The sequence below is a fragment of the Variovorax paradoxus genome (genome assembly GCF_902712855.1).
Classification (GTDB): domain Bacteria; phylum Pseudomonadota; class Gammaproteobacteria; order Burkholderiales; family Burkholderiaceae_C; genus Variovorax; species Variovorax paradoxus_Q.
Window position 1 is genome coordinate 2,791,227 of the sequence record NZ_LR743507.1, and the last position, 23,207, is coordinate 2,814,433.

The 23,207-nt window shown below is 67.3% G+C and carries 22 protein-coding genes and 1 tRNA gene; 13 read left to right on the forward strand and 10 right to left on the reverse strand.

Going from position 1 to position 23,207, the window contains the following annotated elements:
* Positions 1-50: 50 nt before the first annotated feature.
* From AACL56_RS12755 to AACL56_RS12765, 3 genes are read left to right on the forward strand one after another with little or no spacing between them, the layout of a single operon-like run.
* Positions 51-1,643, forward strand: a complete 1,593-nt coding sequence (locus AACL56_RS12755; protein ID WP_339090182.1) for an esterase/lipase family protein — start codon at positions 51-53, stop codon at positions 1,641-1,643.
* Positions 1,644-1,694: 51 nt separating this feature from the next.
* Entirely contained in the window at positions 1,695-2,108 is a 414-nt protein-coding gene (locus tag AACL56_RS12760) for a hypothetical protein (RefSeq protein WP_339090183.1), read from the forward strand.
* Between the two features lie 26 nt (positions 2,109-2,134).
* Positions 2,135-2,674: a cysteine hydrolase family protein gene (locus tag AACL56_RS12765; protein ID WP_339090184.1), complete on the forward strand. Its 540-nt coding sequence runs from the start codon at positions 2,135-2,137 to the stop codon at positions 2,672-2,674.
* 1 nt (position 2,675) lies between these two features.
* Here AACL56_RS12765 and AACL56_RS12770 read toward each other — a convergent pair whose 3' ends face one another.
* Together AACL56_RS12770 and AACL56_RS12775 are read right to left on the reverse strand one after the other, a co-directional pair.
* Positions 2,676-3,524: an aldo/keto reductase gene (locus AACL56_RS12770; protein WP_339090185.1), complete on the reverse strand. Its 849-nt coding sequence runs from the start codon at positions 3,522-3,524 to the stop codon at positions 2,676-2,678.
* A 214-nt stretch (positions 3,525-3,738) separates the two neighbouring features.
* The gene (locus AACL56_RS12775; protein ID WP_339090186.1) at positions 3,739-4,860 is read right to left on the reverse strand and encodes an ABC transporter substrate-binding protein; all 1,122 of its coding nucleotides are present in this window, start codon (positions 4,858-4,860) and stop codon (positions 3,739-3,741) included.
* 124 nt (positions 4,861-4,984) lie between these two features.
* Between AACL56_RS12775 and imuA the strand changes: the two genes are divergently transcribed.
* The 4 genes from imuA to AACL56_RS12795 all read left to right on the forward strand — a co-directional run bounded on the left by imuA (position 4,985) and on the right by AACL56_RS12795 (position 11,457).
* Positions 4,985-5,788 carry a translesion DNA synthesis-associated protein ImuA gene (imuA, locus tag AACL56_RS12780; RefSeq protein WP_339090187.1) on the forward strand — a complete coding sequence of 268 codons (804 nt, stop codon included), beginning with the start codon at positions 4,985-4,987 and terminating at the stop codon, positions 5,786-5,788.
* Positions 5,757-7,115 (forward strand): Y-family DNA polymerase, encoded by a 1,359-nt coding sequence (locus AACL56_RS12785; protein ID WP_339090188.1) that lies wholly within the window; start codon positions 5,757-5,759, stop codon positions 7,113-7,115. The genes imuA and AACL56_RS12785 overlap by 32 nt, the downstream gene beginning before the upstream one ends.
* Positions 7,108-10,476 (forward strand): error-prone DNA polymerase, encoded by a 3,369-nt coding sequence (locus AACL56_RS12790; RefSeq protein ID WP_339090189.1) that lies wholly within the window; start codon positions 7,108-7,110, stop codon positions 10,474-10,476. The genes AACL56_RS12785 and AACL56_RS12790 overlap by 8 nt, the downstream gene beginning before the upstream one ends.
* Before the next feature lie 246 nt (positions 10,477-10,722).
* Positions 10,723-11,457 carry a hypothetical protein gene (locus AACL56_RS12795; RefSeq protein WP_339090190.1) on the forward strand — a complete coding sequence of 245 codons (735 nt, stop codon included), beginning with the start codon at positions 10,723-10,725 and terminating at the stop codon, positions 11,455-11,457.
* A 46-nt stretch (positions 11,458-11,503) separates the two neighbouring features.
* Here AACL56_RS12795 and AACL56_RS12800 read toward each other — a convergent pair whose 3' ends face one another.
* The 4 genes from AACL56_RS12800 to AACL56_RS12815 form a co-directional block, all read right to left on the reverse strand.
* Positions 11,504-12,517 carry a phosphotransferase enzyme family protein gene (locus tag AACL56_RS12800; protein ID WP_339090191.1) on the reverse strand — a complete coding sequence of 338 codons (1,014 nt, stop codon included), beginning with the start codon at positions 12,515-12,517 and terminating at the stop codon, positions 11,504-11,506.
* 83 nt (positions 12,518-12,600) lie between these two features.
* A complete protein-coding gene (locus tag AACL56_RS12805; protein WP_339090192.1) occupies positions 12,601-13,197 on the reverse strand; it encodes a 2'-5' RNA ligase family protein in 597 nt (198 codons plus the stop codon).
* Positions 13,198-13,232: 35 nt separating this feature from the next.
* Positions 13,233-13,466, reverse strand: coding sequence for a hypothetical protein (locus AACL56_RS12810; protein ID WP_339090193.1), 234 nt, complete (start codon positions 13,464-13,466; stop codon positions 13,233-13,235).
* Positions 13,467-13,580: 114 nt separating this feature from the next.
* Positions 13,581-14,867 carry an SGNH/GDSL hydrolase family protein gene (locus AACL56_RS12815; protein ID WP_339090194.1) on the reverse strand — a complete coding sequence of 429 codons (1,287 nt, stop codon included), beginning with the start codon at positions 14,865-14,867 and terminating at the stop codon, positions 13,581-13,583.
* A gap of 123 nt (positions 14,868-14,990) precedes the next feature.
* Here AACL56_RS12815 and AACL56_RS12820 point away from each other — a divergent pair, with 123 nt between their 5' ends.
* Positions 14,991-15,890: a LysR family transcriptional regulator gene (locus AACL56_RS12820; protein WP_339090195.1), complete on the forward strand. Its 900-nt coding sequence runs from the start codon at positions 14,991-14,993 to the stop codon at positions 15,888-15,890.
* Between the two features lie 11 nt (positions 15,891-15,901).
* On the opposite strand, the gene AACL56_RS12825 is transcribed toward AACL56_RS12820, so the two are convergent.
* Positions 15,902-16,516: a hypothetical protein gene (locus tag AACL56_RS12825; protein WP_339090196.1), complete on the reverse strand. Its 615-nt coding sequence runs from the start codon at positions 16,514-16,516 to the stop codon at positions 15,902-15,904.
* A 108-nt stretch (positions 16,517-16,624) separates the two neighbouring features.
* On the opposite strand from AACL56_RS12825, the gene AACL56_RS12830 reads away from it, so the two are divergent.
* A tRNA-Gly gene (locus tag AACL56_RS12830) sits at positions 16,625-16,698 on the forward strand.
* A 21-nt stretch (positions 16,699-16,719) separates the two neighbouring features.
* Here AACL56_RS12830 and AACL56_RS12835 read toward each other — a convergent pair.
* Positions 16,720-17,073: a hypothetical protein gene (locus AACL56_RS12835; RefSeq protein ID WP_339090197.1), complete on the reverse strand. Its 354-nt coding sequence runs from the start codon at positions 17,071-17,073 to the stop codon at positions 16,720-16,722.
* Between the two features lie 239 nt (positions 17,074-17,312).
* Between AACL56_RS12835 and AACL56_RS12840 the strand changes: the two genes are divergently transcribed.
* From AACL56_RS12840 to AACL56_RS12850, 3 genes are all read left to right on the forward strand, one after another.
* Positions 17,313-17,483, forward strand: a complete 171-nt coding sequence (locus tag AACL56_RS12840) for a hypothetical protein (protein WP_339090198.1) — start codon at positions 17,313-17,315, stop codon at positions 17,481-17,483.
* A 144-nt stretch (positions 17,484-17,627) separates the two neighbouring features.
* A complete protein-coding gene (locus tag AACL56_RS12845) occupies positions 17,628-17,990 on the forward strand; it encodes a hypothetical protein (protein WP_339090199.1) in 363 nt (120 codons plus the stop codon).
* Between the two features lie 295 nt (positions 17,991-18,285).
* The gene (locus tag AACL56_RS12850) at positions 18,286-18,576 is read left to right on the forward strand and encodes a hypothetical protein (RefSeq protein WP_339090200.1); all 291 of its coding nucleotides are present in this window, start codon (positions 18,286-18,288) and stop codon (positions 18,574-18,576) included.
* Positions 18,577-18,972: 396 nt separating this feature from the next.
* On the opposite strand, the gene AACL56_RS12855 is transcribed toward AACL56_RS12850, so the two are convergent.
* Entirely contained in the window at positions 18,973-19,290 is a 318-nt protein-coding gene (locus tag AACL56_RS12855; protein WP_339090201.1) for a hypothetical protein, read from the reverse strand.
* Between the two features lie 208 nt (positions 19,291-19,498).
* Positions 19,499-20,323 carry a ferritin-like domain-containing protein gene (locus tag AACL56_RS12860; RefSeq protein ID WP_339090202.1) on the reverse strand — a complete coding sequence of 275 codons (825 nt, stop codon included), beginning with the start codon at positions 20,321-20,323 and terminating at the stop codon, positions 19,499-19,501.
* A 254-nt stretch (positions 20,324-20,577) separates the two neighbouring features.
* Here AACL56_RS12860 and alaS point away from each other — a divergent pair, with 254 nt between their 5' ends.
* Positions 20,578-23,202 carry an alanine--tRNA ligase gene (gene alaS / locus AACL56_RS12865; RefSeq protein WP_339090203.1) on the forward strand — a complete coding sequence of 875 codons (2,625 nt, stop codon included), beginning with the start codon at positions 20,578-20,580 and terminating at the stop codon, positions 23,200-23,202.
* The last annotated feature ends 5 nt before the right edge of the window (positions 23,203-23,207 follow it).

Here is a 23,207-nt window from a genome sequence, read left to right on the forward strand (position 1 = left end):
CGGCCCGGCAAACTGCCCGGCTTCATCGGCTTGGACGAGGCGGCACGGACATGAGCGGCAACCGGTACCCCATCATCTATGTGCGCGGCTACGCGATGACCGAGTCGGAGCGGGACGACACCGCGGCCGATCCGTTCTGCGGCTTCAACCTGGGCTCCACCGTGTACCGCGCCACGGTCAAGAAGGATGCGCCCGCGCAGAAGTTCGTCTTCGAGTCGCCGGTGGTACGTCTGCTGGCCGACTACCAGTACCAGAGCGTCTACCAGAACGGCCTGGACATCCTCGACCCCGACTGGAAGCCCTCGCCCGACGAGACCGGCAAGGACGTCGACGGCCTGCCGTCGGCCTCGATCATCATCTACCGCTACTACGACTCGGGTTCAGAGCTGCTCGGCGACGGCAAGTCGAAGGACGTCAAGGTGTACGCGCAGGGCCTGAGCCAGCTGATCCTGCGCGTGCGCGACCTCGTGGTGCAGCGCGAGGGGCCGGGTTATTCGGCCGCCGACTTCCGCTGCTACCTCGTCGCGCATTCGATGGGCGGGCTGGTGGTGCGTGCCTTCCTGCAGAACGCGGGGCTCGGCGACGCAGAGGCCCGCCGCTGCGTCGACAAGGTGTTCACCTACGCCACGCCGCACAACGGCATCGACATGGGCGGCATCAACGTGCCGGCCTGGCTCACGGCCGCCGAGATGAACACCTTCAACCGCGAGAAGATGTCGGAGTTCCTGGACACCGCGCCCGTCAACGGCCGCATGGACTACCTGCCGGCCACGGCGTTTCCGGCCGAGCGCGTCTTCTGCATGGTCGGCTCCAACCGCGGCGACTACGAAAGCGCCAAGGGCCTCGCGCGCATGTTCGCTGGCCACGGCAGCGACGGGCTGGTGCGCATCGAGAACGCCTCGCTCTGGTCGACCGACGCCGCCGGCAGGACGCAGCCGGTGGCCACCGCCTACACCTACCGATCGCACTCGGGCTTCTTCGGCATCGTCAATTCGGAGGAGGCCTACCAGAACCTCGTGCGCTTCCTGTTCGGGGACGTGCGGGTGGACCTGTGGTTCGACGTCGACGGCGTCACCCTGCCGCCCGACCTTCCCGCCGGGGCCGACGTCGATGCGCTCTACCAGGTCGAGCTGCTGGCCGCGCCGCGCGGCAAGCGCTGGTACCTGAGCCGGCGCGTGGCGGAGGAGGACTCGCCCGCCTGCCGCACGCACAAGGAGCTGACCGACCCCGCCAGGGCCGAGCGTCGCGCCATCTACCTGTCGACCGTGTTCCTGGCCAACCGGGCGCGCGTGAAGCAGGACCGCCCGACGCTGGCCTACGCCATGACGCTGGGCGTTCGCGTGCCCGACTACCAGGTCGACAACAAGTTCTGGCTCGACGGCCACTACGAGGGCAGTTCGCTGTTCCGCGACACGCTGGTGATCGAGATCGCGCCGCCCCAGGCCGGGGACCCGGCGCAGAACTGGAACGTCAAGTACGGCTGGCAGACCGACACGGCGGGGCAGGCCTCGCTGCCCATGAGCCCGAAGCAGCTCGCCAGCGGCAAGCTGCAGTTCGTGGTGCCGCTGTCGAGCCTGGGCGCCGCGCCGTCGGCGCCGGGCATCAGCGGCAAGGTGCGGCTGGAGGTCAGCGCCTGGAGCTAGGGTTCGGGGTAAGGCCGGGGTCAGATTGGGGCGCTCACAATCGCGCCCACCATGCATTACCTCCTTTTCATCGGCGCACTCCTGTTCTTCGCGTTCATGACGCCGGTCAAGGTCGCGGTGGCGGTCGGGGCGCTGGTGCTGTCCGTGACCCTGGTGGTCAAGGTGTCGGCGCAGGTGGTAGCGGGTGTGTCGCCGACGCTGGGCGAGTCCTTCCGCGCTGTCTTCTACGCCTCGCTGCTGGTGGCGCTGGCGCTGCTGGGCGCCATGAGCTTCTCGAGCGGCACGGGCATCCACCACATCGAGGGCTGGCCCGCGGCGGCCTTGCTCGCGGGGCTGTTCGTGGCCTACACGCTGGGTTTCCAGCTGGGCATCGGCACCTCGTTCGGTGCCAGCGCGGTGGTGGCGCTGGTCTCGACGCTGCTGTCGGGCGCCATACTCTGGTCGGTCAGGAATTTCTCCTTCTGACCTGAACCCTTCCATCCCATCCGCCCATGACAAGAACTGCCGTCCTCGTGATCGATGTCCAGCGTGGCCTTTGCGACGATCCGCCGCGCCCGCATGAAGCCGGGGCGGTGATGCAGCGCATCAACGCGCTCACCGCACGCGCCCGTGCGGCAGGCGTGCCGGTGGCCTTCATCCAGCACGAGAATGCGGTCGACTTGGAGTTCGATTCCGAGCGCTGGCAGCTCGCCGGCGCATTGAACACCGAAGTGCGCGACGCGAAGATCCGCAAGACCACGCCCGATTCATTCCTGCGCACGCCGCTGGAGGCATGGCTCATGGAGCACGGCGCGCGGCGTGTGGTGGTGTGCGGCTACTCGTCGGAGTTCTGCGTGGACACCACCGTGCGGCGCGCCGCGGCGCTGGGCTACGAGGTGGTGCTGGCGGCCGACGCGCACACCTCGCACGACAAGCCGCATGCCACCGGTGCGCAGATCCGCGCGCACCACAACGCCACGCTCGCGGACATCACGAGCTTCGGCGTGCCGATTCGCGCAGAGCCCTCCGCCGACATCGCGCTGGCCGGCTGAGCTAGCCCGTCAGGCCGGCGGCGTGCGAGCGCCAGAAGGCCGCGTCGCCGTACGTGCCCGCACCGGCGGCCGCGTTGTCGGCCATGTGCTGCGCGCGGCTGGTGCCCGGAATGACGCAGGTCACGCCCGGATGCGCCAGCACGAACTTCAGCAGCACCTGGGCCCAGCCCGTGCAGCCGATGTCCGCCGCCCACGGCGGCAGCGGCTTGTCGCGCAGCCGGCGCAGCAGGCCGCCGCCACCGAAGGGCATGTTCGCGATCACCGCCACGCCGCGCTCGGCTGCCAGCGGCAGCAGGCGCTGCTCGGCCTCGCGGGCGTCGGCCGAGTAGTTGATCTGGAGGAAGTCGAGCTTCTCCGCGCGCAGCACGGCCTCGACCTCGGCGTAGGCCGAGGCGGTGTAGTGCGTGATGCCGATGTAGCGCACGCGGCCCTGTTCCTTCCAGCCGCGCAGCGTGGCGAGGTGGGTGCGCCAGTCGACCAGGTTGTGCACCTGCATCAGGTCGATGCGTTGCGTGCGCAGGCGCCTGAACGACTGCTCCATCTGTGCAATGCCGGCCTCGCGGCCCGAGGTCCAGACCTTGGTGGCGAGGAAGGCCTGCGCCTGCTGCTTCCTGGCCGCGGCCAGCAGTTCGCCGGTGGTTTCCTCGGAGCGGCCGTACATCGGCGAGCTGTCGATCAGTTTGCCGCCGGCGGCGAACAGCGCGTCGAGCACGCCGGGCAGGCGCTGGTATTCGTCGGTGCCGGGGCGCTGGTCGAAACCGATCCAGGTGCCGCAGCCGATGATCGGCAGCGTTTCCTGCGCGGAGACGGAGGAGGGAATGGGGCGGGAGTTCATCTGCGTCAAGGGCATCGCGGGCGTGCCCTGGGTTTGTGCGAGGGTCGGAAGCGCCGCGCCCGCGCAGAGGGCGGCGCCGAGCCGCAGCAGCCGGGCGCGCGTGAGGGAGGGGAGCCGCGACGTGCCGGGTCCTGCCTCCGTCGCGCTCGTGTTCGTGGTCGTCCTGGAAAGGGTCACGAACGAAATTCTGCGCTCGCAGGCCTCTCGCAGGAAGGCCCGGCGCGCAGGCTCAGCGCAGGTAGCGCCCGTCGGCCTTGAGCATCGACAGCTCGGAGAATGTCAGCCCGCGGTGCTCGCCGGGGCGGTAGGCCACCGCAATGCCGCCGAGGTCGAGCGTCTTGAACGACTCCAGGCCCTTCTGCAGCGAGTCGGCCGTGGGGTTGGGGCCCGCGCGCTTCAGGCCCTCGGCCATCACCTTGGCGGTGACGTAGCCCTCGAGGCTTGCGTAGCTGAACTCGGTGGCGCCGATCTTCTTCATGGCCGCCTGGTATTCGGCGATGACCGGCATGGCGCTGTTCCAGGGATAGGGCACCACCTGCGAGATGACCACGCCGGCCGCGTCCTTCTTGATGTCCTGGAACAGCTTCTGTCCGTTGAGGAACGAGAACGAATAGAACGCCGTCTCGCCGCCGGCCGCACGGTAGGCGGTGATGAACTTCGCCGCCACGTCGTTGGTGGCCGACAGCACCACCGCCTTGGGCTTGAGCTGCACCAGCTCGGCTGCCCGGGCCGCGGCGTCCGAGCCGTCGTTCTTGATGGCCACGCTGCCGACCATCTTGTCGCCACGCTCGGCAATGAACTTCTGCGTGCTTTCCATCGCCGAGCGCGCGCCCGGGTTGTCGTTGTGCGCAAAGGCGATGCGCGACAGGCCGATGGTGAACAGGTGGTTCACGATGCGGCTGTATTCCTCGTCGAAGCTGATGCGCACCGGAAAGCCGTAATCGGTGAACTTCACCACCGGACCCGCGCCGGTGTACGGGCCGACCACCGGGATCTTCAGTTCGTTCGCGGCCTTCAGCGCACCCACCGACGACGACGTGCCGATGGGCATCAGGATGCCGACCGCGCCTTCGCCGACGAAGGTCTTGACGTTTTCCGCGCCCTTGGCGGGGTCGTAGGCGTCGTCGAGCTGGCGCAGCTCCACCGGGCGGCCGTTGATGCCGCCGCTGGCGTTCAGCGCCGTGAACATGGCGCGGATGCCGACGAGCGGCTCGGTCGACAGCGAAGCCAGCGGGCCGGTCTTCACGTAGGTCTGGCCGATGACGATCGGCTTGGCCTGCGCCAGCGCGGGAGAGGCGGGGCCCAGCGCCAGGGTGAAGGCGGTGACGGCAGCGGCGATCAGGCGAATCATTTTGTGGATAGAAGTCACAAAGTGTTAATCGATCGATCTTACGGCGCGGTCCACTGCGGGTAAACCGATCTTTGCTTGCGGCGCCATGAAATACTGTATGAAAATACAGTTAACAGTCTTCGCCATGGGCCTTCCTTTCCTCGATTCCTTCTCCAACGCTGCGGGCCGCGGCGTCTGGCATGCCGACGAACTCGGCCTCGCCGACGCGCAGGTCATCGCCACCGGCCACGCCGCGCTCGACGCCCAGTTGCCGGGCGGCGGCTGGCCTGTGGGCGCGATGACGGAGCTGCTGCAGGCCGCACCCGAAGCCCATGTCTGGCGATTGCTGCTGCCCGGCCTGGCCCGGGCGGTGCAGGCGCGCGGCGGCCCGGTGGTGCTGGTCGGCGCGCCTTACGAACCCTGCGGCGCGTCGCTGGCGGCGCAGGGGCTGCCGGTGGAATCGTTGATGTGCGTCAGGAGCGAGGCGCCGGCCGCGCGGCTGTGGGCCTGCGAGCAGGCGTTGCGCTGCGCCGACGTCGCCGCCGTCGTGGCCTGGTTGCCGCAGGCGAGGGTGGGCGAACTGCGGCGGCTGCAACTGGCGGCGGCGCAGCACGAGCTGCTGCTGTTCGTGTGCCGGCCCGAATCGGTCGCGCTGTCGGCTTCTCCCGCGCGGTTGCGGCTGCGGGCGGAACGCTGCGAAGCCGATGCGTCGCAGATCGAACTGCACATTCTCAAGCGCCGCGGGCCACCGCTGGCTGCGCCGGTGCTGCTGCCGGCCCGCAACGAGCGCATGGCCGCGCTGCTGGCCGCGGCCCGGCTTCGGCGAAAGCTGCGCCACCAGCAGCAGGGCACGGTGCCTGCGGGCGAAACGGCCGGTGCCCGGGTGGTGCGCATCGACGCCTGGAAAGGAGGCCAGCATGCACTGGATCGCCTTGCGGTGGTTGCCTGAGGCGATCACCTCCGGCTCCCCCGAGCCCCAGGCTCTGCCCACGCCCGAGGCCCTTGGCTGGTGGGCGCTGCAGTACACCCCTCATGTCGCGTGGCAGGACGAGGCGCTGATGCTCGAGGTCTCGGCCTGCGAGCGCCTGTGGGGCGGACGGCTGCAGCTGATGCGCCAGCTGGTCGCCGCCAATCCCGCGCCCGACGTGCGCATGCTGGGCACGCAGGGCGCCACCAGCCTGATCGCCCTGGCGCGGCTGCGCCTGTTCGTGCGCGAGGAAAAGCGGCCCGTCGACATGCCTGCCGGGCTGCCGCTCGACACGCTGAGCGCGGCGCGCGAACACCTCGACCTGCTCGCGCGGCTGGGCTGCCGCACTTGGGGCGACGTGGCAGCCTTGCCACGCGGCGGCCTCACGCGGCGCTTCGGCGCGGAACTGCGCGCGGCGCTCGACACCGCCTGGGGCCTGCGTCCCGAAAGCCACGCCTGGCTCACGCTGCCCGACGTGTTCGAGCAGAAGCTAGAACTCCCGGCGCTGGCCGAGACCGGGCCCGAGCTCATGTGGTCGGCCAACCGGCTGCTGTCGGCCCTGCAGATCTGGCTGCGTGCGCGGCAGCGCGGCGCGCGCTCGCTCGAGCTGCAATGGACGCTCGACCTCAAGCGCTTCAACGGCGTGAACCTGCCGCCGCACCAGCAGCTCACCGTGCGCACGGCAGAGCCCACGCAGGACATGGCGCACCTGCGCCGCCTGCTGTCCGAAAAGCTCGCTCTCGCCACGCTGGCCGCGCCGGCGAGCTGGCTGAGGCTGCGCACGCTCGAGACCGACCCGTGGGCCGGCGCCAGCACCAGCTTCCTGCCGGAAGACAACCGCAAGGGCGACAGGCTCCACGAGATGGTCGAGCGGCTCAGCGTGCGGCTCGGCGCGCAGCAGGTGGTGGTGCCCTCGGCGCAGGCCGACCACCGGCCCGAGCGCAAGCAGGCGTGGCGGCCGGCGCTGCACATGAACAGCTCGCAGCCCGCCAAAAGCGCCAGGAACGATCGGGCTGCGGCTTCGCAACCCGATGCCATCTACCCGCCGTGGCTGCTGCCCGAGCCGCTGCTGCTCGAGATGGACGGCGAGCGTCCGTGCTACCGCGGCCCGCTGAGCAAGCTGGTCGGGCCGCAGCGCGTGGAGGCCGGCTGGTGGGGCGACAAGGAGGAGGGCGGCCAGCCCGCCATGCGCGATTACTACGTCGCCGAAAGCCCCGAGGCCGGGCTGGTGTGGATCTTCCGGGAGCGGCCTTCCGCGCGGTTTTCTTCCGGCGAGGTGCGCTGGTACCTGCAGGGGTTCTATGCCTGAGCTCAGCGACAAGCAGGAACGCAGGCGGGAGCTCGCCAAGGTGCATGCGTTGCCGCTGCCGATGCGCAGGAAGCTCGCGCGCATGCTGCCGGATTACGCGGAGCTGCACTGCCTCACCAACTTCAGCTTCCAGCGCGGCGCATCGACGCCGGAGCAGATGGTCGAGCGCGCCTACCAGCTCGGCTACGAGGCGCTGGCCATCACCGACGAGTGCTCGGTGGCGGGCATCGTGCGGGCGCATGTGGCCTTGCGCGACCTGCCTGCCAAGCTGGACGAATACGAGCGCGAGCACCCCGATGAGCCGAAGATTCCGCGCAACCCCGATTTCCGGCTGCTGTTCGGCAGCGAATTCCGGTTCGAGCGATTCAGGCTGGTGGCGATCGCGAACGATCCCGAGGGCTGGGGCAACCTCTGCGAGTTCATCACCGCCGCACGCACCACGGAACTGCCCAAGGGCCAATACCGTGTGAGCTGGGACGACGGCGATGGTGTCGGCGGGGTGGCTTCGCTGCAGCACTGCCAGGTGCTCTTCGTGCCGCATCGCGTGCCTGGCGAAACCGTCGACACGGCCTCGCTGCACGAAGACCTGGCGGCGGCCAAGGCGCTGTATGGCGACAAGCTCTGGCTGGCCGTGGAGCTGTTCAACGAGATGGACGACGACCTCTGGTTCGTCACGCTCATGCAGGCGGGCGAGCAGGCAGGCGTTGCGCTGGTGGCCGCCGGCGACGTGCACATGCACTCGCGCGGGACCAAGCCGCTGCACGACGTGCTGACGGCCGTGCGCGAAGGCAAGACCGTGGCCGAGTGCGGCTTCGCCTTGCAGTCGAATGCCGAACGGCATCTTCGTCCGCGCATGCGGCTGGCCCAGCTGTACCTGGCCGACATGCTGACCAACACGCTCGTCGTGGCCGAGCGATGCAGGTTCGATCCCGATGTGATCCGGGAGAACTACAAGTACCCGCTCGAGACCGTGGGCCATCAAGAGACGCCGGCGCAGACACTGGCGCGCAAGACGTGGGAAGGCGCGCAGGGCCGATACCCGCAAGGTATTCCCGACAAGGTGCGCGCGCAAGTCCAGAAAGAGCTCGACCTGATCGTCGAACTCGAATACGAGATGTTCTTCCTTACGGTGGAGAACGTCGTCAGCTTCGCCAGGTCGCGCAACATCCTTTGCCAGGGCCGCGGCTCGTCGGCCAACTCGGCCGTGTGCTATTGCCTCGGCATCACCGCCATCGACCCCGCCAGGGGCACGCTGCTGTTCGAGCGCTTCCTGAGCCGCGCACGCAAGGAGCCGCCCGACATCGACGTCGACTTCGAGCACCAGCGGCGCGAAGAGGTCATCCAGTACATCTACGAAAGGTACGGGCGCGAGCGCGCGGCCATCGCGGCCGTCGTCATCTGCTACCGGTCGCGCAGCGCATTGCGCGACGTGGGCAAGGCCATCGGCATCGACGAGCGGCTGGTCGACGAATTCGCGAAAGACCACTACTGGTTCGACGATGCCCTGCTCGGCGAACAGCTGAACGCGGCATGCGAACGCGCCGGCGTGAAGGAAGACGAGCTCAAGCTCACGCACTGGATCGAGATGACGCAGCGGCTCAAGGGCTTTCCGCGCCACCTGAGCCAACACGTGGGCGGCTTCGTGCTCACGCACACCAAGCTCACGCGGCTGGTGCCGGTGGAAAAGGCCTCCATGAAAGACCGCTCCGTCATCCAGTGGGAGAAGGACGACCTCGAGGCCATGGGCATGCTCAAGGTCGACGTGCTCGCGCTCGGCATGCTCAGCGCGATCCGCCGTGGCCTCGACCACATGAACCGCTGGCGGGGCTCGATGGTGGAGATGCATCACGTGCCCAGCGACGACCCGGAGGTGTTCGACATGATCTGCGACGCCGACACGGTCGGCGTGTTCCAGATCGAGAGCCGCGCGCAGATGTCGATGCTGCCGCGGCTGAGGCCGCGCTGCTACGAGGACCTGGTGATCGAGGTGGCGATCGTGCGGCCCGGGCCCATCCAGGGCGGCATGGTGCATCCGTACCTCAAGCAGCGGGAGCGGGTGCGCAAAGGCTTGCCGATCCATTACGAGAAGGAAGAGCTTCGCCCCGCACTGGAGCGCACGCTGGGCATTCCGATCTTCCAGGAGCAGGTGATGCAGATCGCGATGATCGCGGCGAAGTTCTCGGCCGACGAGGCCGATCAGCTGCGCCGCGCCATGGCGGCCTGGAAGCGCAAGGGCGGCCTCGACAAGTTCCACGAGAAGCTCGTCAAGGGCATGACCGACAACGGCTACAAGGCCAGCTTCGCCGAAGCCATCTTCAAACAGATCCTCGGCTTCGGCGACTACGGCTTTCCCGAGAGCCACGCCGCGAGCTTCGCGCTGCTGGTCACGGTCAGCAGCTGGCTCAAGAACCACGAGCCTGCCTGCTTCCTGGCGGCATTGCTCGATTCGCAGCCGATGGGCTTCTACAGCCCTTCGCAGCTGGTGCAGGACGCACGCCGCCATGGCGTGGAGGTGCGCCCGGTCGATGTCATGTGGAGCGACATGGACACCACGCTCGAAGCGCGTGCCCCCGATGCGCCGCGCGCGCCGCCAGGCACCGACGCGCGCTATTTCGACCGGCTGGGCCGCGAGAACCAGCCCGCTGTTCGTCTGGGCCTGAACCGCATCCAGAGCCTCAGCGCGGGCGGTGCGGAGCGCTTGCTGGAGGCCCGCGCGCAGGCGCCCTTCACCAGCACCGAGGACCTCGCACTGCGCGCCGAGCTCGACGGCAAGGACATGGCCGCCCTGGCGGCCGCCGATGCGCTGATGCAGCTCTCGGGCCACCGGCGCCAGCAGGTGTGGGACGCCACGGCGCAGCGCCGCGCACCGGCCCTGCTGAAGGGCGTGCCGATCAACGAGCAGGCGTTGCTGCTGCCGGCCGCGCCCGAGGGCGAGGAAATCGTGGGCGACTACGCGGCGCTGCGCCTCACGCTGCGCCGCCATCCGCTCGCCTTGCTGCGCCCGCGCCTTTCGCGCATGAACCTGCTGAGCGCCACCGAACTGCGGGCCATGAAGACAGGTCAGACAGTGCGCGCCTGCGGCATCGTCAAAGGCCGACAGCGGCCGGGAACCGCCAACGGCACCATCTTCGTCACGCTGGAGGATGAGACCGGCAACGTCAATGTGATCGTGTGGAGCCATGTCATCGACGCCTGGCGCGAGCCGCTGCTGAAGTCGCACCTGCTTGCGGTGCAGGGCACGTGGCAGCGCGACGACGACAGCGGCGGCAAGGTGCAGCACCTCGTGGCCACGGGCTTCAAGGATCTGACGCCGCTCATGGGCCGGCTTGCGCAGAGCAATACGAGCCGGGACTTTCATTGATGCAACCGATCGTTCCATGCCTCGCGCAGCGAACGACTTTTCGCTAACCTGCCTGAGCCATGACCGAACTCGTTCTTGCCGACCCCTCGTTGCCGCGCCCATCGGCCCGCCGCCGCCCGCACCCGACGTGCCGGTGCCCATGCCACCTCCGCCGCCGAACATGCCCCCGCCCGAGGGCGATCCGCCGCCTGCGTTGCCGCCCGTGACCGACCCGGGCTTTCCCCGCCGGTGGTGGAGCCGCCGCCGATGCAGCAAGCCGTACCGGAGGTGCCGTTCGGCAAGCTGCATGCACGGCGCCTTCGCGAGATCTACCGCTCGGCCGGCTGGCCTTGCTGCGACGGCATCGAGGTCGAACTGCTCGCCGGCGGGTTTCTCGAGCGCGTGCGCACCGTGCAGGGCCACGAGACGTTGCGCGTCACCGATGCGGGCATTGCGCGCATCGCCACCACGCTCACCATCAACCGTGCCGCGCTGTCGCCGCACGAGGCGCTGGTGGAGCGCGTGGCGCGCGAGATGACGCGCGGCGGCCGCATCGCATGGCGCGGCCTGGGCCTGCGCGCGCGGCTTCCGCCGCTGGAAGAGGGTGGCAAGTCGCGCTGGTGCATGGCACGGCCCGACGTGTTCTCGATCCGCAACACCAGCGTGGAGGCCTATGCGCACCCCATCGTGCACGAAGTGAAGGTGAGCCGCGCCGACCTGCTGGGAGACCTGCGCAAGCCCGACAAGCGTGCGGCCTACCTCGACCTTGGCGGCGAGTGCTGGTACGTGCTGGGCAACGACGCCAAAGGCCGATGCATCGCCGCGCCCGAGGAGATACCGCCGGAGTGCGGCGTGATGGTGGTCGAGGGCGAACGCCTCGTGGTGGCCCGCGCGGCGGTGCACCGCGCGTTCGAACGCATCCCTTTCGCGGTGTGGCTCGCGCTGGCCAAGGCCCAGCCCATCGCGGGCTTCGAGGACGACGCGCAGGACATGCTGATCTGATCTGATCTGATCTGATCAGATCCGAGGCCGCGCCGACGGCGCCCGCTCAGGTGACTGCGTCGTAGCTCTGGTGCGCGATGGCGACGACGTCGTTCGGCTCGAACCCGTTCCTCATCCGGCGCAAGGCTTCCTCGCGGTCTTCAAGGCTGGCCGCGGCGTCGAACATCAGGTCGCAGGTCTCGAGAATGTTTTTGGCAATGTGCTCGTACCGGTAATAGGCAAGCGCCACGGCGTCGATCTCGGCGCGGCCGTAGCCTTCGCAAAACCGGGCCTCTTCTTCAGGCCGGTTCCACACATGGCCGACACCGCCGCCGATGAACATCAGGTCGCGCTCCTTCGGCGCGAGCATGAGCGTGCGCCAGCCGACGATGCGCACCTGGCCGTCGTCGCCTGCGAGCACGTTGCCCGCATGCAGGTCCGCATGGCAGGGCACCCGTAGCGGCGGGCGCTCGAGCAGGATGGAGGCAAGCTGTTCGCTGCGGTAGACCACGGTGTCGATGTCCTCGGCGTGTTCTTCCCAGAAGGCGAAGAAGCGCTTGACGACGTCGTCGCCAGTCAGGCCGTTGATGAAGCGCCGCTGGTAGCGCCGGACGCCTTCGCGCCAATGGTGCGCATAGCGTTCCTTGGGCAGGCTGGCCGACAGCGCTTCGGGCACGGTGGAGCGATGGATGGCGCCCATGGCGGCACCGAAGGCCGTCCATTGCGCGTCGCTCAGCGCGCGGGCGAGTGCGTTGGCGCCTTCGAAGAAGGCGTACAGCACGCAGTCGAAATCGCCGCTTCGCACGCTCAGCTGGCCGTTCGTGGTGGGCAGTGGTGCCATGACGGTTTCGATGCCCTGCTCATGGCGAAGAAAGGCCAGCATCGCGAGGACCGCTGGATCGAAACCCTTGCGGTGCAGCTCGAGGAAATACGCTGCACCGTCGTCGGCATCGATGCGAAAGGCTGCCGAGCTCGCGTCGGCATGCAGGGCCGTGAGCCGCACTGGCGCCTTGCTCGGCCCGTAGGCCTCGGACAGGCAATGCTGGATGAGGGCGTGGTCGATATCGGATGGCGTCGGCATGAGGGCGTTTCGTAGGGCGGACCTCGGCAGTTGACTGGAAGTGACCGCCCTGCGATCAGGCCACGAAAACCCGGGGCGCCGTGTCAGACGCCGTCGTTTTCCCCCGGCCCGTAGGACGCCAGCACTTCATGGCGCGCCGGATGCGACGGCCAGGACCGCACAAGCAGGAAGTTGTTCACCGGCCAGCGAATGGACAGCGGATTGCGCGGACAGGCTGCGCCCGTTGTCTTGCGCGCGATGGTGATGTGGGGCGTGAGCCTCGGCGTCCGCGTTGCGATGCCCGCGTGCGCCACCGCGAACGAAATGCGCCGGTGCAGCGCACGCAAGCCGTCGTGTTCCGCAGTCTGCATCACCGCGATGTCGTTGTTCCAGGTGCGCGAGCTGTCCAGCACGAGATCGAGCGGGCGCATCGGGATGTCGGACAGGGATTCGTCGAGCCGCTGCAGGACGGCGTCGCGCTGGTCGTCCAACGCATGGAGCGTGAGGTGCAGCCGTTGGCTCGGCGGAAAGCGGCTGCTTTTCGTCCAGATCCAGTCCTTGCGATGCGCTTCGATCGCGCGCTGCACGCCGCGGTCGGGGAAGAGAGCGATGAGAAGGTGGGACGGTCCGAGCGAAGGGGCGGGGCCGTCATCCGGATCGGGTTCTTGGGGATAGTCGTTGCCGCGGGTGAAGTCGTCCATGCTGTTCTCCCGGTGAAGGTGAAGCTGAAGGCGGTTCAGGAACCGGCAGGCCACCAGTGCTCGGTGGTCGTCCGGATGACGCGCGCCGCCTGAACGCGAACGTCGTTGCTTTCGTCGTTGCCGATGAGATTCCCGTGGTCCTGCTCGCGGGCCACCTTGAAGGGCCACGACGAGATGCGCCCTGTGCGCGTGCGGGTCTGCATCTGCTGCAGGTTGGAGAAGAAAAGGGTCTGCGCCGGGACGGGCGCAGGAGGGTTGGCGGTGGTCATGGTGTCGCCTCGGTGGTGTTCTTGGAGACGACCCATCTTAAGGAAATGCTGTATGGATGTACAGTATTTTCGGAGTGTCAAACCTTGGGCCTGCGTGTTGCAGGCCGTGCCGTTTCAACGCGGTACGGACGTACCCAGGAGCGCGTCCAGATCGATCGCCGCGGCCATTGCCTTGTAGCCCGCGTCGCCCGGGTGCAGGTGGTCGCCCGAGTCCATCGAGGCTTCCAGGCGCGAGGGGTGTGCAGGGTCGCGCAGCAGCGCATCGAAGTCGACCACGGCATCGAACGCGCCGCTCTCTCGTATCCAGCGGTTCACGGCCTGGCGCACCTGGTCCTTGGCAGGGGCGTAGTGGCCTTCGAGCGGCGTGCCTTCCAGCGCGCGTTCGGTCGGCGCGATGGTGCCCGCCATGATGCGCACGTTGTGGGCATGCGCCATCTCGATCAGCTGGAGGAAGCCCTGTATCAGTTGCTCTGCGCGCACCGCGGGCTCGCCGGGTGCGAACGGGCCGCCGGGCCAGCCGATGTCGTTGGTGCCCAGCAGCACGACTACGGCGCGCACACCGGGTTGCGCGAACACGTCGCGGCCCGCGCGCTCGATGCCAGCGCGGCCCATGCCGTCCTTCAGCAGCCGGCCGCCGGAGATGCCGGCGTTCAGCACAGCCACATGGCGCCCGGCGAACCGCTCGGCCAGGGCGTCGGGCCATCGGGTGTTGGCGCCGGGCGTGGAGCCGTTGCCGTCGGTCAGCGAATCGCCGAACGCGACGACGGTGACGGGCGGCTGAGGCGTCTCGACGATCAGCTCGCTGACATAGACCCGCGTGCTCCATGGCGTGGCGGCTTCGGGCATGCGCGCGGCGGAGGTGAGGTCGCCGTCGGCCACGTAGGCGACCTGGCGTGCATCGAAGTGAAAGCCCGCGGGCTGGCTTGGCTGCGGCAGATAGAGCGACACGGCCACTTCGCCGAGCGCGGGCAGCGGGATATCCACCGGATCGCTGACCAGCCGTGCACCGGGCGGCAGCGTGACTTCGGCTTGTCCGCCGAAGCGCAGCGCGCGGCCGCTGCCCTCGACGATGGCCGAGCCTCCGGCATGCCGTGCCACGCGTGCCGCGCCCACATGCAGCGGCGTCGTGCCGCCTTCGTTGCTGATCACCACGCGCAGGCGCGTGCCGCCGATGCTCAGGCGCGCAACCTGGCGGATCGTCTGCCGGTTGAACTGGAAGGGCAGGCCCGATGGCAGCACGAAGTCGCCGCTCCAGATGGGTTGTGTGCTGGCCATCCAACTGGGGCTCCAGTACGTGCCCGCGGTGCCGGGCGGTTCGGCCTGCGATGCGGCAACAGAGGTTGCCAGGGTGAGTGCCAAGGCGCCGTGGCGGGCGAGCGTCGCGAATGTCGATGTGGTCATGAGATGTTCCTTCGAGCGGGGGAAATTGAAGCGAGGGCTCGACTTTTCCGTATTCGAGTCTGGACAGGTAGAAGGCAGAATGGCATCCAGACCATTCCAGAATCGAATAAAACCAGACGCACCATGGACACCTTGCGCGCACTCGAAGCCTTCGTGCACAGCGTGGAACTCGGCAGCCTGTCGGGCGCGGCGCGTGCGCTGGACACCACACAGCCCACAGTCAGCAAGCTGGTCGCCGGGCTCGAGCGTTCGCTCGGCGTGCGGCTTTTGCGGCGCAGCGCGGCCGGGTTGAGCCTGACGGAGGAGGGCCAGCGTTTTCACGAGCGCGCGCGGCGCGTGCTCGAGGACTACGGCGATGCCGTGTCCGACGCTCGCGAGGGCCTCCACCAGCCGCGCGGCCTGCTGCGCATGAGCGCGCCCGTCACGCTCGGCCAGCGGCATCTCAATGCGATGGCGCTGGAGTTCCTCGCGCTGTACCCCGGGATCGAACTCGAGCTGTTGCTCGACGACCGCTTCGTCGATCCGCTGGAAGAGCGCATCGACGTGTCACTGCGCGTCGGCGGGCCGCTGCCGCCCGACCTTGTCGCAAGGCACCTCGGCACCTGGCCGCGCGTGCTGGTCGCGTCGCCCGGCTATGTGGCCGCACGCGGCAAGCCGCGCAAGCCTCAGGACCTGCTGGCGCACGACTACCTGCGCTACGGCGCCGGGGACGACGGCGTGCTGCTGCAAGGACCCGATGGTGCGCTCACGGTTCCGGTTCGCAGCCGCTACCGTGTCAACAACGCAGTGGCCATGCTGGACAGCGTTCTCGGCGGTGCGGGCATCTCGCTGCAGCCGACGTGGATGGTGGCCGAACCTTTGGCTCAGGGCCGCCTTGTGCGCGTGCTGCCGAGACACAGCGGCCCTGCGCAGGAAGTGCACCTGCTGTATGCCCCGCGCCGCCAGTTGCCGTTGCGGGTGCGTGTGCTCGTGGACTTCCTGGCCGAGCGGGTGGCGAAGCTTCCGGGTGCCACGCGCAACTAGCAGCGAAGGGTTCAGGTGTTGCGCAGCTCGCGCGTGCCGACAGGCGTGTCGGGGCCGGTGCGCACGTTGCGCTCGATGAATTCGCGCGCGATGGCTTCCGCGTTGGCGGGCGCCGGCCCGTTGAAGGACATGCGGTACTTCAGCAGCCGCCCGCCGCGTGCCGTCAGGTACGCAAAGGAGTCGTAGGTCTTTTTGTCGCGCGCATTCACCAGCCGGAATGAGATCGACCGGAACGTCAGTCCCTCGATGCGAACGTCGCGCGTCGGGCCGGGCTTTGCGCTGGTGTAGAAGCCCAGCGCCGTGGCGCGCTGCACCTCGGCGATCGTGTTCCTGAATTGCTCGTCGAACTTCGGGTCATCCACACCGGTGCGCCAGTCGGTGCGCTTCATGTCGTAGACATAGACGTCGATCCAGCCGACACTGCTCTCGAAGCGGTGGCTGCGCCCCAGGCCCGGGTTCGCCGCCTCGTAAGACCTGGAGTCGATGTAGCGCCACTGGACTCCGGTGGGCCTGGCTGCCGACGCCTCCTCGGCGATCGCATTGCCAGCCGTGCCGGGCGGCGTGCCGGGCGCCGTCGCGCAAGCGCCGAGGAAGGCGCAGAGAAGCAGGGCGAAGAGCAGTTTCATGGCCGGCTCCAGGGGGAGAAAAGGGTTGGCGTGCAACGGATCATGCCGCACGACCGCCTATATACTCGCGCCTGTCATCTTTCTGGCCGCGTTCGTCGGCCACCAGATGCGGGTGTAGTTCAATGGTAGAACGGCAGCTTCCCAAGCTTCATACGAGGGTTCGATTCCCTTCACCCGCTCCAGCAACCCGGCCGCTTCTCTTCTCATGCGTGAGAGTCGTCCTCCGGAAGCTCGTACATCCCCACGCGCGCGGCGCGCCCCGGCTTCTTCTTCGACAGGTCCAGCCACGCGAGCCCGACTTCGATCTTCACGTCCGGCATCGTCGCGTCCTCCTGGCCGTCGGCCACCACGACAGTGAAGCCGCGTTCGCGCAGCCGCTCGACGACGGACAGGTCAAGGCCCGCACCGTTGTAGATGTTGCGGCTTGCCAGCCGGTGGGCATGGAAGAAAGCCTCGTAGCCGACGCCCGGAAGCATCTTCGCCACCTCGTTCCATCTCAAAATCAACCGTGCGCCTTCAGGCCACGGCTGGACCGCGAGCGTCTTCAACGCTGCCACGACCCGCTCCATCTCGCTTACGCCCGACATCTCCGCCTCAATGTAGTTTCGCGGGATGGTAGCTTGCGGCGCAGGAGTTACGACACAAATTAACACTCTGCTCATGCTCCCAAATTGATTGTTAATACTTGTGAATTAATTCCTGGGGGCGTGTGGTTTCGGCGCCTATGCTCGGCCCCATGAGAGCTCCCTCATCTCTTCTTGAATTGCCCGACGGATGGTCCGCGGATTTCGAGATCATGCGGACGGTCCACGGCTCCTATGCCGGTATCGCGAAGCTGAGCCTGGAAGGCGTGCAGAAGTGCGCGCTGGTGATCACGCAGCAGCTGACATGGGACGGCGCCTTCGAACGCGCCCGCGTTCGCGCCGCGCATTTCGTCAGGGAATGGGCCGCCAGCCCGCGCGACTGACCCGGTCAGGTCGGCCGACGCCGCCGCCGCGATGCGCGCGCGGCGTGACATCTCGGAACGTTCTTCACAGAAGCGATGTGCGCGGGCCTGCGCCGTGCGCCGTTGTCTACCCATCGGGACTTTTCCCGCACTTCTGGAGACGACGTGGACATTCATCGCAGGAACATTCTCAGGATCGCCGCCGCGGGCGCGGTTGCAGCCGGCGCGCTGTTCGCCGCTGGTTCGGCCAGCGCGGCAACGAGCTGGTCCATCGGCGTCAACATCCCCGGCGTCGTGGTGAGCGAGCCCGCGCCGGTGTACTACGAACCGGCTCCGGTCTATTCGCCGCCGGCACCTGTCTACTACCAGCCGCCACCGGTGCGCTACCGTCCGCCGGCCGTCTACGAGCCGGCACCTGTGTACTACGAGCCCGGCCCGCGCTGGGGCCACGAGGAGCGCCGCGAATGGCGCCGTCGCGAGTGGGAGCGCCGCGAGCACTATCGCCGTTACCACGAAGACCGCGATTGATTCCAGGTTTATTTTTCGGGAGCGCGTAAAAAAACTGCTCTCGCTGCCTCTTTCGTGGGCATCGTGTTGCAGGCCTCGCCAGGCAACGGGTTGCGGCGCTTCGCACAAGGTTTTCCACAGCGTTGTCCCCATAGGAAAGGGACAACGCATCGCCGCTGTGTGCTAGGGAGAAGCATCTCAAGAAGCCGATCGGCCAGGAGGAGGTAGCCGTAAGGTAGGCAAGCGGCCGATAGACGCGGCGAACCGGCGCGAGGAACATGCAGGCTTGCGCGCAGTCGCGCAGAAGGAGCGTGAGATGACGTTCGACTTCCTGTTTCGCCCGTCCCACACCGCGTACCTCCGGCGTGCCGCCGCGCTGCTCGAGGAGGCGCAGATGGCGCGCATCGAGCACCAGGCCGCAGCGGAGCATCACAGTGCGCTGGCGCGGATGTATGCCGAGCGCGTCAGGCGCCTGGAGAACGAGCTCTACCGCCAGCCGCGCAACGTCGAGCATCCGCCGTCAGACGCCACCGTCCCCGCCGAGGAGCGGCCCCAGTTGTACTCGCTGGATGCGAACCGCAAACCGGGCCTGACTTCGGCCACGTGACCGGCGCGCAGCAAGCAAAAAAATACCCGCCGAAGCGGGTTTCGAGGAGCCCTGGCGGGCGCTCTAAGAACAATACAGAGAGCTCTTCTTTTGTACGGCCCTGTTGCGTGACAGCATTTGCATGGTCAACGGGTATCCCGTAGGCGGCTGTCAGTCAGAAACAGTCAGCCGCCGTAGGACACTCATTAAAGCGTGAACTAATTGGCAGTTTTTAGGGCTCCCGTCGCGCGCATCTCGTGGCTGCGCCCACCGTGCACGCGGGAAGTGTCGGTCCCGTCCGACACGGTCTTGTCGCACGAAGCCCTAGATTTTGCGGACTCGCTCTACGTGCGAGTTCTCTGTGTGTGACAGCACTCAAGAGGTTCACAACCCAGCCTCGTGCTGGGTTTTTTTTATTCATCTCAAAAGCTCGAACTGAAACTCCGTCGTACGCGGATTGCTCAGCAGCGGGGCGGTCTGTTCGGTGGCGTGGTCCCAAGCCTCGCGCCATGCACGTGCCAGCGCGACCTGCGCCTGCGTCAATGCACCAGACCCCGATTCGAGCTGGTTCGCCCACGCCCGGTAGCACTTCACCACGTGGGTCGGTGCGCCGATGCGTTGCTCGAGCAGCCTCAGGAAGGTGAAACGGACCTCCATCAGGTCGCGAATGGAGAGGTCGTTGCCTTCCAGTCGCACGGTGTAGGGTTGCTCGCGGTGGGCTGTGTCTTCAAACATCGGGCTCGCATGCAAGAGGTTGCGAGCCAGCTTGCCAGGAGCGCGATACCGCTCTTCCGAAGGTCTCAGGCCTCGCCTCGCGAAAGGTGTGAGCGCCGGATGGTAGCGAGTTGCGCGTTGCAGAATTCGGGACGGTGGTTCCGGTTTGTTGCTTTAGGCGGGCCCGATTGCGCGCCAGTCACGGACGCGGTAGGCAGGCCGGCCCGCGTCAGCGCAGGAACACGTGCTGCATGAACTGCCTGATCGGGTACTGGATGACCGCCTGCAGTCTCGCGGGCAGTTCCAGCGGCCGCATCAGCATCTTGAGCGTGGTGGCGGCACTGAGGTTCGTGCGGATGGTGCTGTTCATGCGCGCGCTCAGGGCCTGCACGTAGGCAGTGTCGCTCGCGCGCTCGGGCGACCGCGTCTGCACGACGTGGCGGATGGCGCAGTCGGCGTCCTCGCTTTTGAGTTCGAGCGTGCGCTGCCCGATGGTGCGGAACACGCGCAACCGGCTGAGCTTCTCCTGCGTGCGGTAGCGCCGGTAGTAGCGATAGAAGTGCTTGTAGTGATTGACCTCGTCGGTCGCGATGCGGGTGGCGAGATCGTGCAGCACGGGCTCGTCGGTGCTGCGCGCCATCGCGCGGTAGTAGGTGGCGGTGCCCGTCTCGACCACGCAGCGCGCGGTCATTTCCAGGGCGCGGGTCGGTGCCAGCAGCTCGACCTTGCAGTAGGTCGCGTATTCCTCGAGGAAGCCCTTGTACGCCGTCTCCCAGTCGAACTCGGGCCATACGTACTCGACGTAGGCGCGAAGGGCCTTGCCGTGTTGCAGTTCCTCCTGTTCCCAATGGTTCGAGAGCCATTCGGTGACTTCGTCGTCACCCTTGAAGAAGTCGACCAGATTGTGCGTATACAGATCCGAGCCGCTTTCGATGAACGAAGCGCACGCCACCAGGTTGAAGAGGTTTTCGTCAGGGCGGACCTTGTCGAGCGCAATGCGCGAAAAGTCCAGGTCTTCGATCTTCCAGTGCCGTTCGGCTTCTTGGCTTGCCATGCGAACTCCTTGAGCTTTTATGTCCGTAGAAGTACGGATGGCGCAACCCTTGTTTGGTTCTCGTCTTTTGCGCCCGGACACATATTAGCCTCGGTACCGGGTTCATGCAGTCCGGTCTCGGGGCGGCGCGGGCATCATGGCCAAACCTATAATGGTTTGTTCAAGCAAATCAAGCAGTTAGGCCGGTTCGCCGCAGTGGGTTCGACACGAGGTCGCCATCGCCGCGCCGCCTCGACAGAAGACGAAATCCAAAGATGAGCCAGCCCACATTCACGGTCGCGGACATCCGCAAGACCTTTCTCGATTTCTTCGCCTCCAAGGGCCACACGGTGGTGCCCTCGAGTTCGCTGGTGCCGGGCAACGACCCGACGCTGATGTTCACGAACTCGGGCATGGTCCAGTTCAAGGACGTGTTCCTCGGCGAAGACAAGCGCAACTACGTGCGCGCCGCGTCGGTCCAGGCCTGCCTGCGCGCCGGCGGCAAGCACAACGACCTCGAGAACGTCGGCTACACCGCGCGCCATCACACCTTCTTCGAGATGCTGGGCAACTGGAGCTTCGGCGACTACTTCAAGCGCGAGTCGCTCACCTGGGCCTTCGAGCTGCTCACCAAGGTCTACAAGCTGCCGGCCGAGAAGCTCTGGGCCACTGTCTACATCGAGGACGACGAGGCCTACGACATCTGGACGAAAGAGATCGGCCTGCCGCCCGAGCGCGTGGTGCGCATCGGCGACAACAAGGGCGGCCGCTACATGTCCGACAACTTCTGGATGATGGCCGACACCGGCCCCTGCGGTCCGTGTTCCGAGATCTTCTACGACCACGGCCCCGAGATTCCGGGCGGCCCGCCCGGTTCGCCTGACGAAGACGGCGATCGCTACATCGAGATCTGGAACAACGTGTTCATGCAGTTCGACATGCAGCCCGACGGCTCGGTCAAGAAGCTGCCCGCGCCCTGCGTCGACACCGGCATGGGCCTGGAGCGCCTGGCCGCGATCCTGCAGCATGTGCACAGCAACTACGAGATCGACATCTTCGATGCACTCATCAAGGCCGCCGCGCGCGAGACCGGAACGCAGGACCTGTCGAACAACTCGCTGCGCGTGATCGCCGACCACATCCGCGCCACGTCGTTCCTGGTGGCCGACGGTGTCATCCCCTCGAACGAAGGCCGCGGCTACGTGCAGCGCCGCATCGTCCGACGCGCCATCCGCCACGGCTACAAGCTGGGCCAGAAGAAGCCGTTCTTCCACAAGCTGGTGCCCGACCTCGTGAAGCTGATGGGCGACGCCTATCCGAAGCTGGTGGCCGACGAAAAGCGCATCACCGACACGCTGAAGGCCGAGGAAGAACGCTTCTTCGAGACGCTGGCCAACGGCATGGAAATCCTCGACGCGGCACTCGCCGGCGGCGCGAAGACGCTGCCCGGCGAAGTGGCCTTCAAGCTGCACGACACCTACGGCTTCCCGCTGGACCTGTCGGCCGACGTGTGCCGCGAGCGCGGCGTGAGCGTCGACGAGGCCGGCTTCAACGCCGCCATGGAAAAGCAGAAGGCGGCAGGCCGTGCTGCCGGCAAGTTCAAGATGGACCGCAACGTCGAATACGCCGGCGCGGGCAACACCTTCACCGGCTACGAGCACCTCGAGGAAAACGCCAAGGTCGTGGCGCTGTACTTCGAAGGCGCTGCCGTCCAAGAACTGAAGGAAGGCCAGCCCGGCATCGTCGTGCTCGACACCACGCCTTTCTATTCGGAAAGCGGCGGCCAGGTCGGCGACCAGGGCGTGCTCGTTGCCGAAGGCGTTCAGTTCGGCGTGGAGGACACGCAGAAGATCAAGGCCGACGTGTTCGGCCACCACGGCACGCAGACGCAGGGCACGCTGAAGGTGGGCGATGCGGTCAAGGCAGCGGTCGACATCGAGCGCCGCAACGCGACCATGCGCAACCACTCGGTCACCCACCTGATGCACAAGGCGCTGCGCGAGGTGCTCGGCGACCACGTGCAGCAGAAGGGCTCGCTGGTCGATGCCGACAAGACCCGCTTCGACTTCGCGCACAACGCGCCCGTCACGCGCGACCAGATTCTCGAGATCGAGAAGCGCGTGAACGCCGAAGTGCTGGCCAATGCGCCCACGCAGGCCCGCGTGATGGACATGGAATCGGCCCAGAAGACCGGCGCCATGATGCTGTTCGGCGAGAAGTACGGCGAGACCGTGCGCGTGCTCGACATCGGCTCCAGCCGCGAACTCTGCGGCGGTACGCACGTGAACCGCACGGGCGATATCGGCCTGTTCAAGATCGTCAGCGAAGGCGGCGTGGCTGCGGGCGTGCGCCGTATCGAGGCCGTCACCGGCGCCAATGCGTTGACCTACCTGCAAGATCTCGAGTCGACCGTGCAGAGCGTGGCTGCCACGCTCAAGTCGCCTGCCGCCGAGCTGCAGGGCCGGCTTGCGCAGGTGCTGGAGCAGGTGAAGGCGCTCGAGCGCGAAGTGGGCGGCCTCAAGGGCAAGCTGGCATCGTCCAAGGGCGACGAGCTGGTGTCGCAGGCCGTGGACGTCAACGGCATCAAGGTGCTGGCCGCCAAGCTCGACGGCGCCGATGCCAAGACGCTGCGCGACACCATGGACAAGCTCAAGGACAAGCTCAAGACCGCCGCCATCGTGCTGGCCGCCGTCGAGGGCGACAAGGTGCAGATCGCGGCCGGCGTCACCGCCGACAGCGTGGGCAGGATCAAGGCCGGCGAGCTGGTCAACTTCGTGGCCCAGCAGGTCGGCGGCAAGGGCGGCGGCAAGGCCGACATGGCCATGGCCGGCGGCACCAACGCCGCGGGCCTTCCGGCTGCGCTGCAATCGGTGCAGGCCTGGGTCTCCGAACGCGCCTGACGACA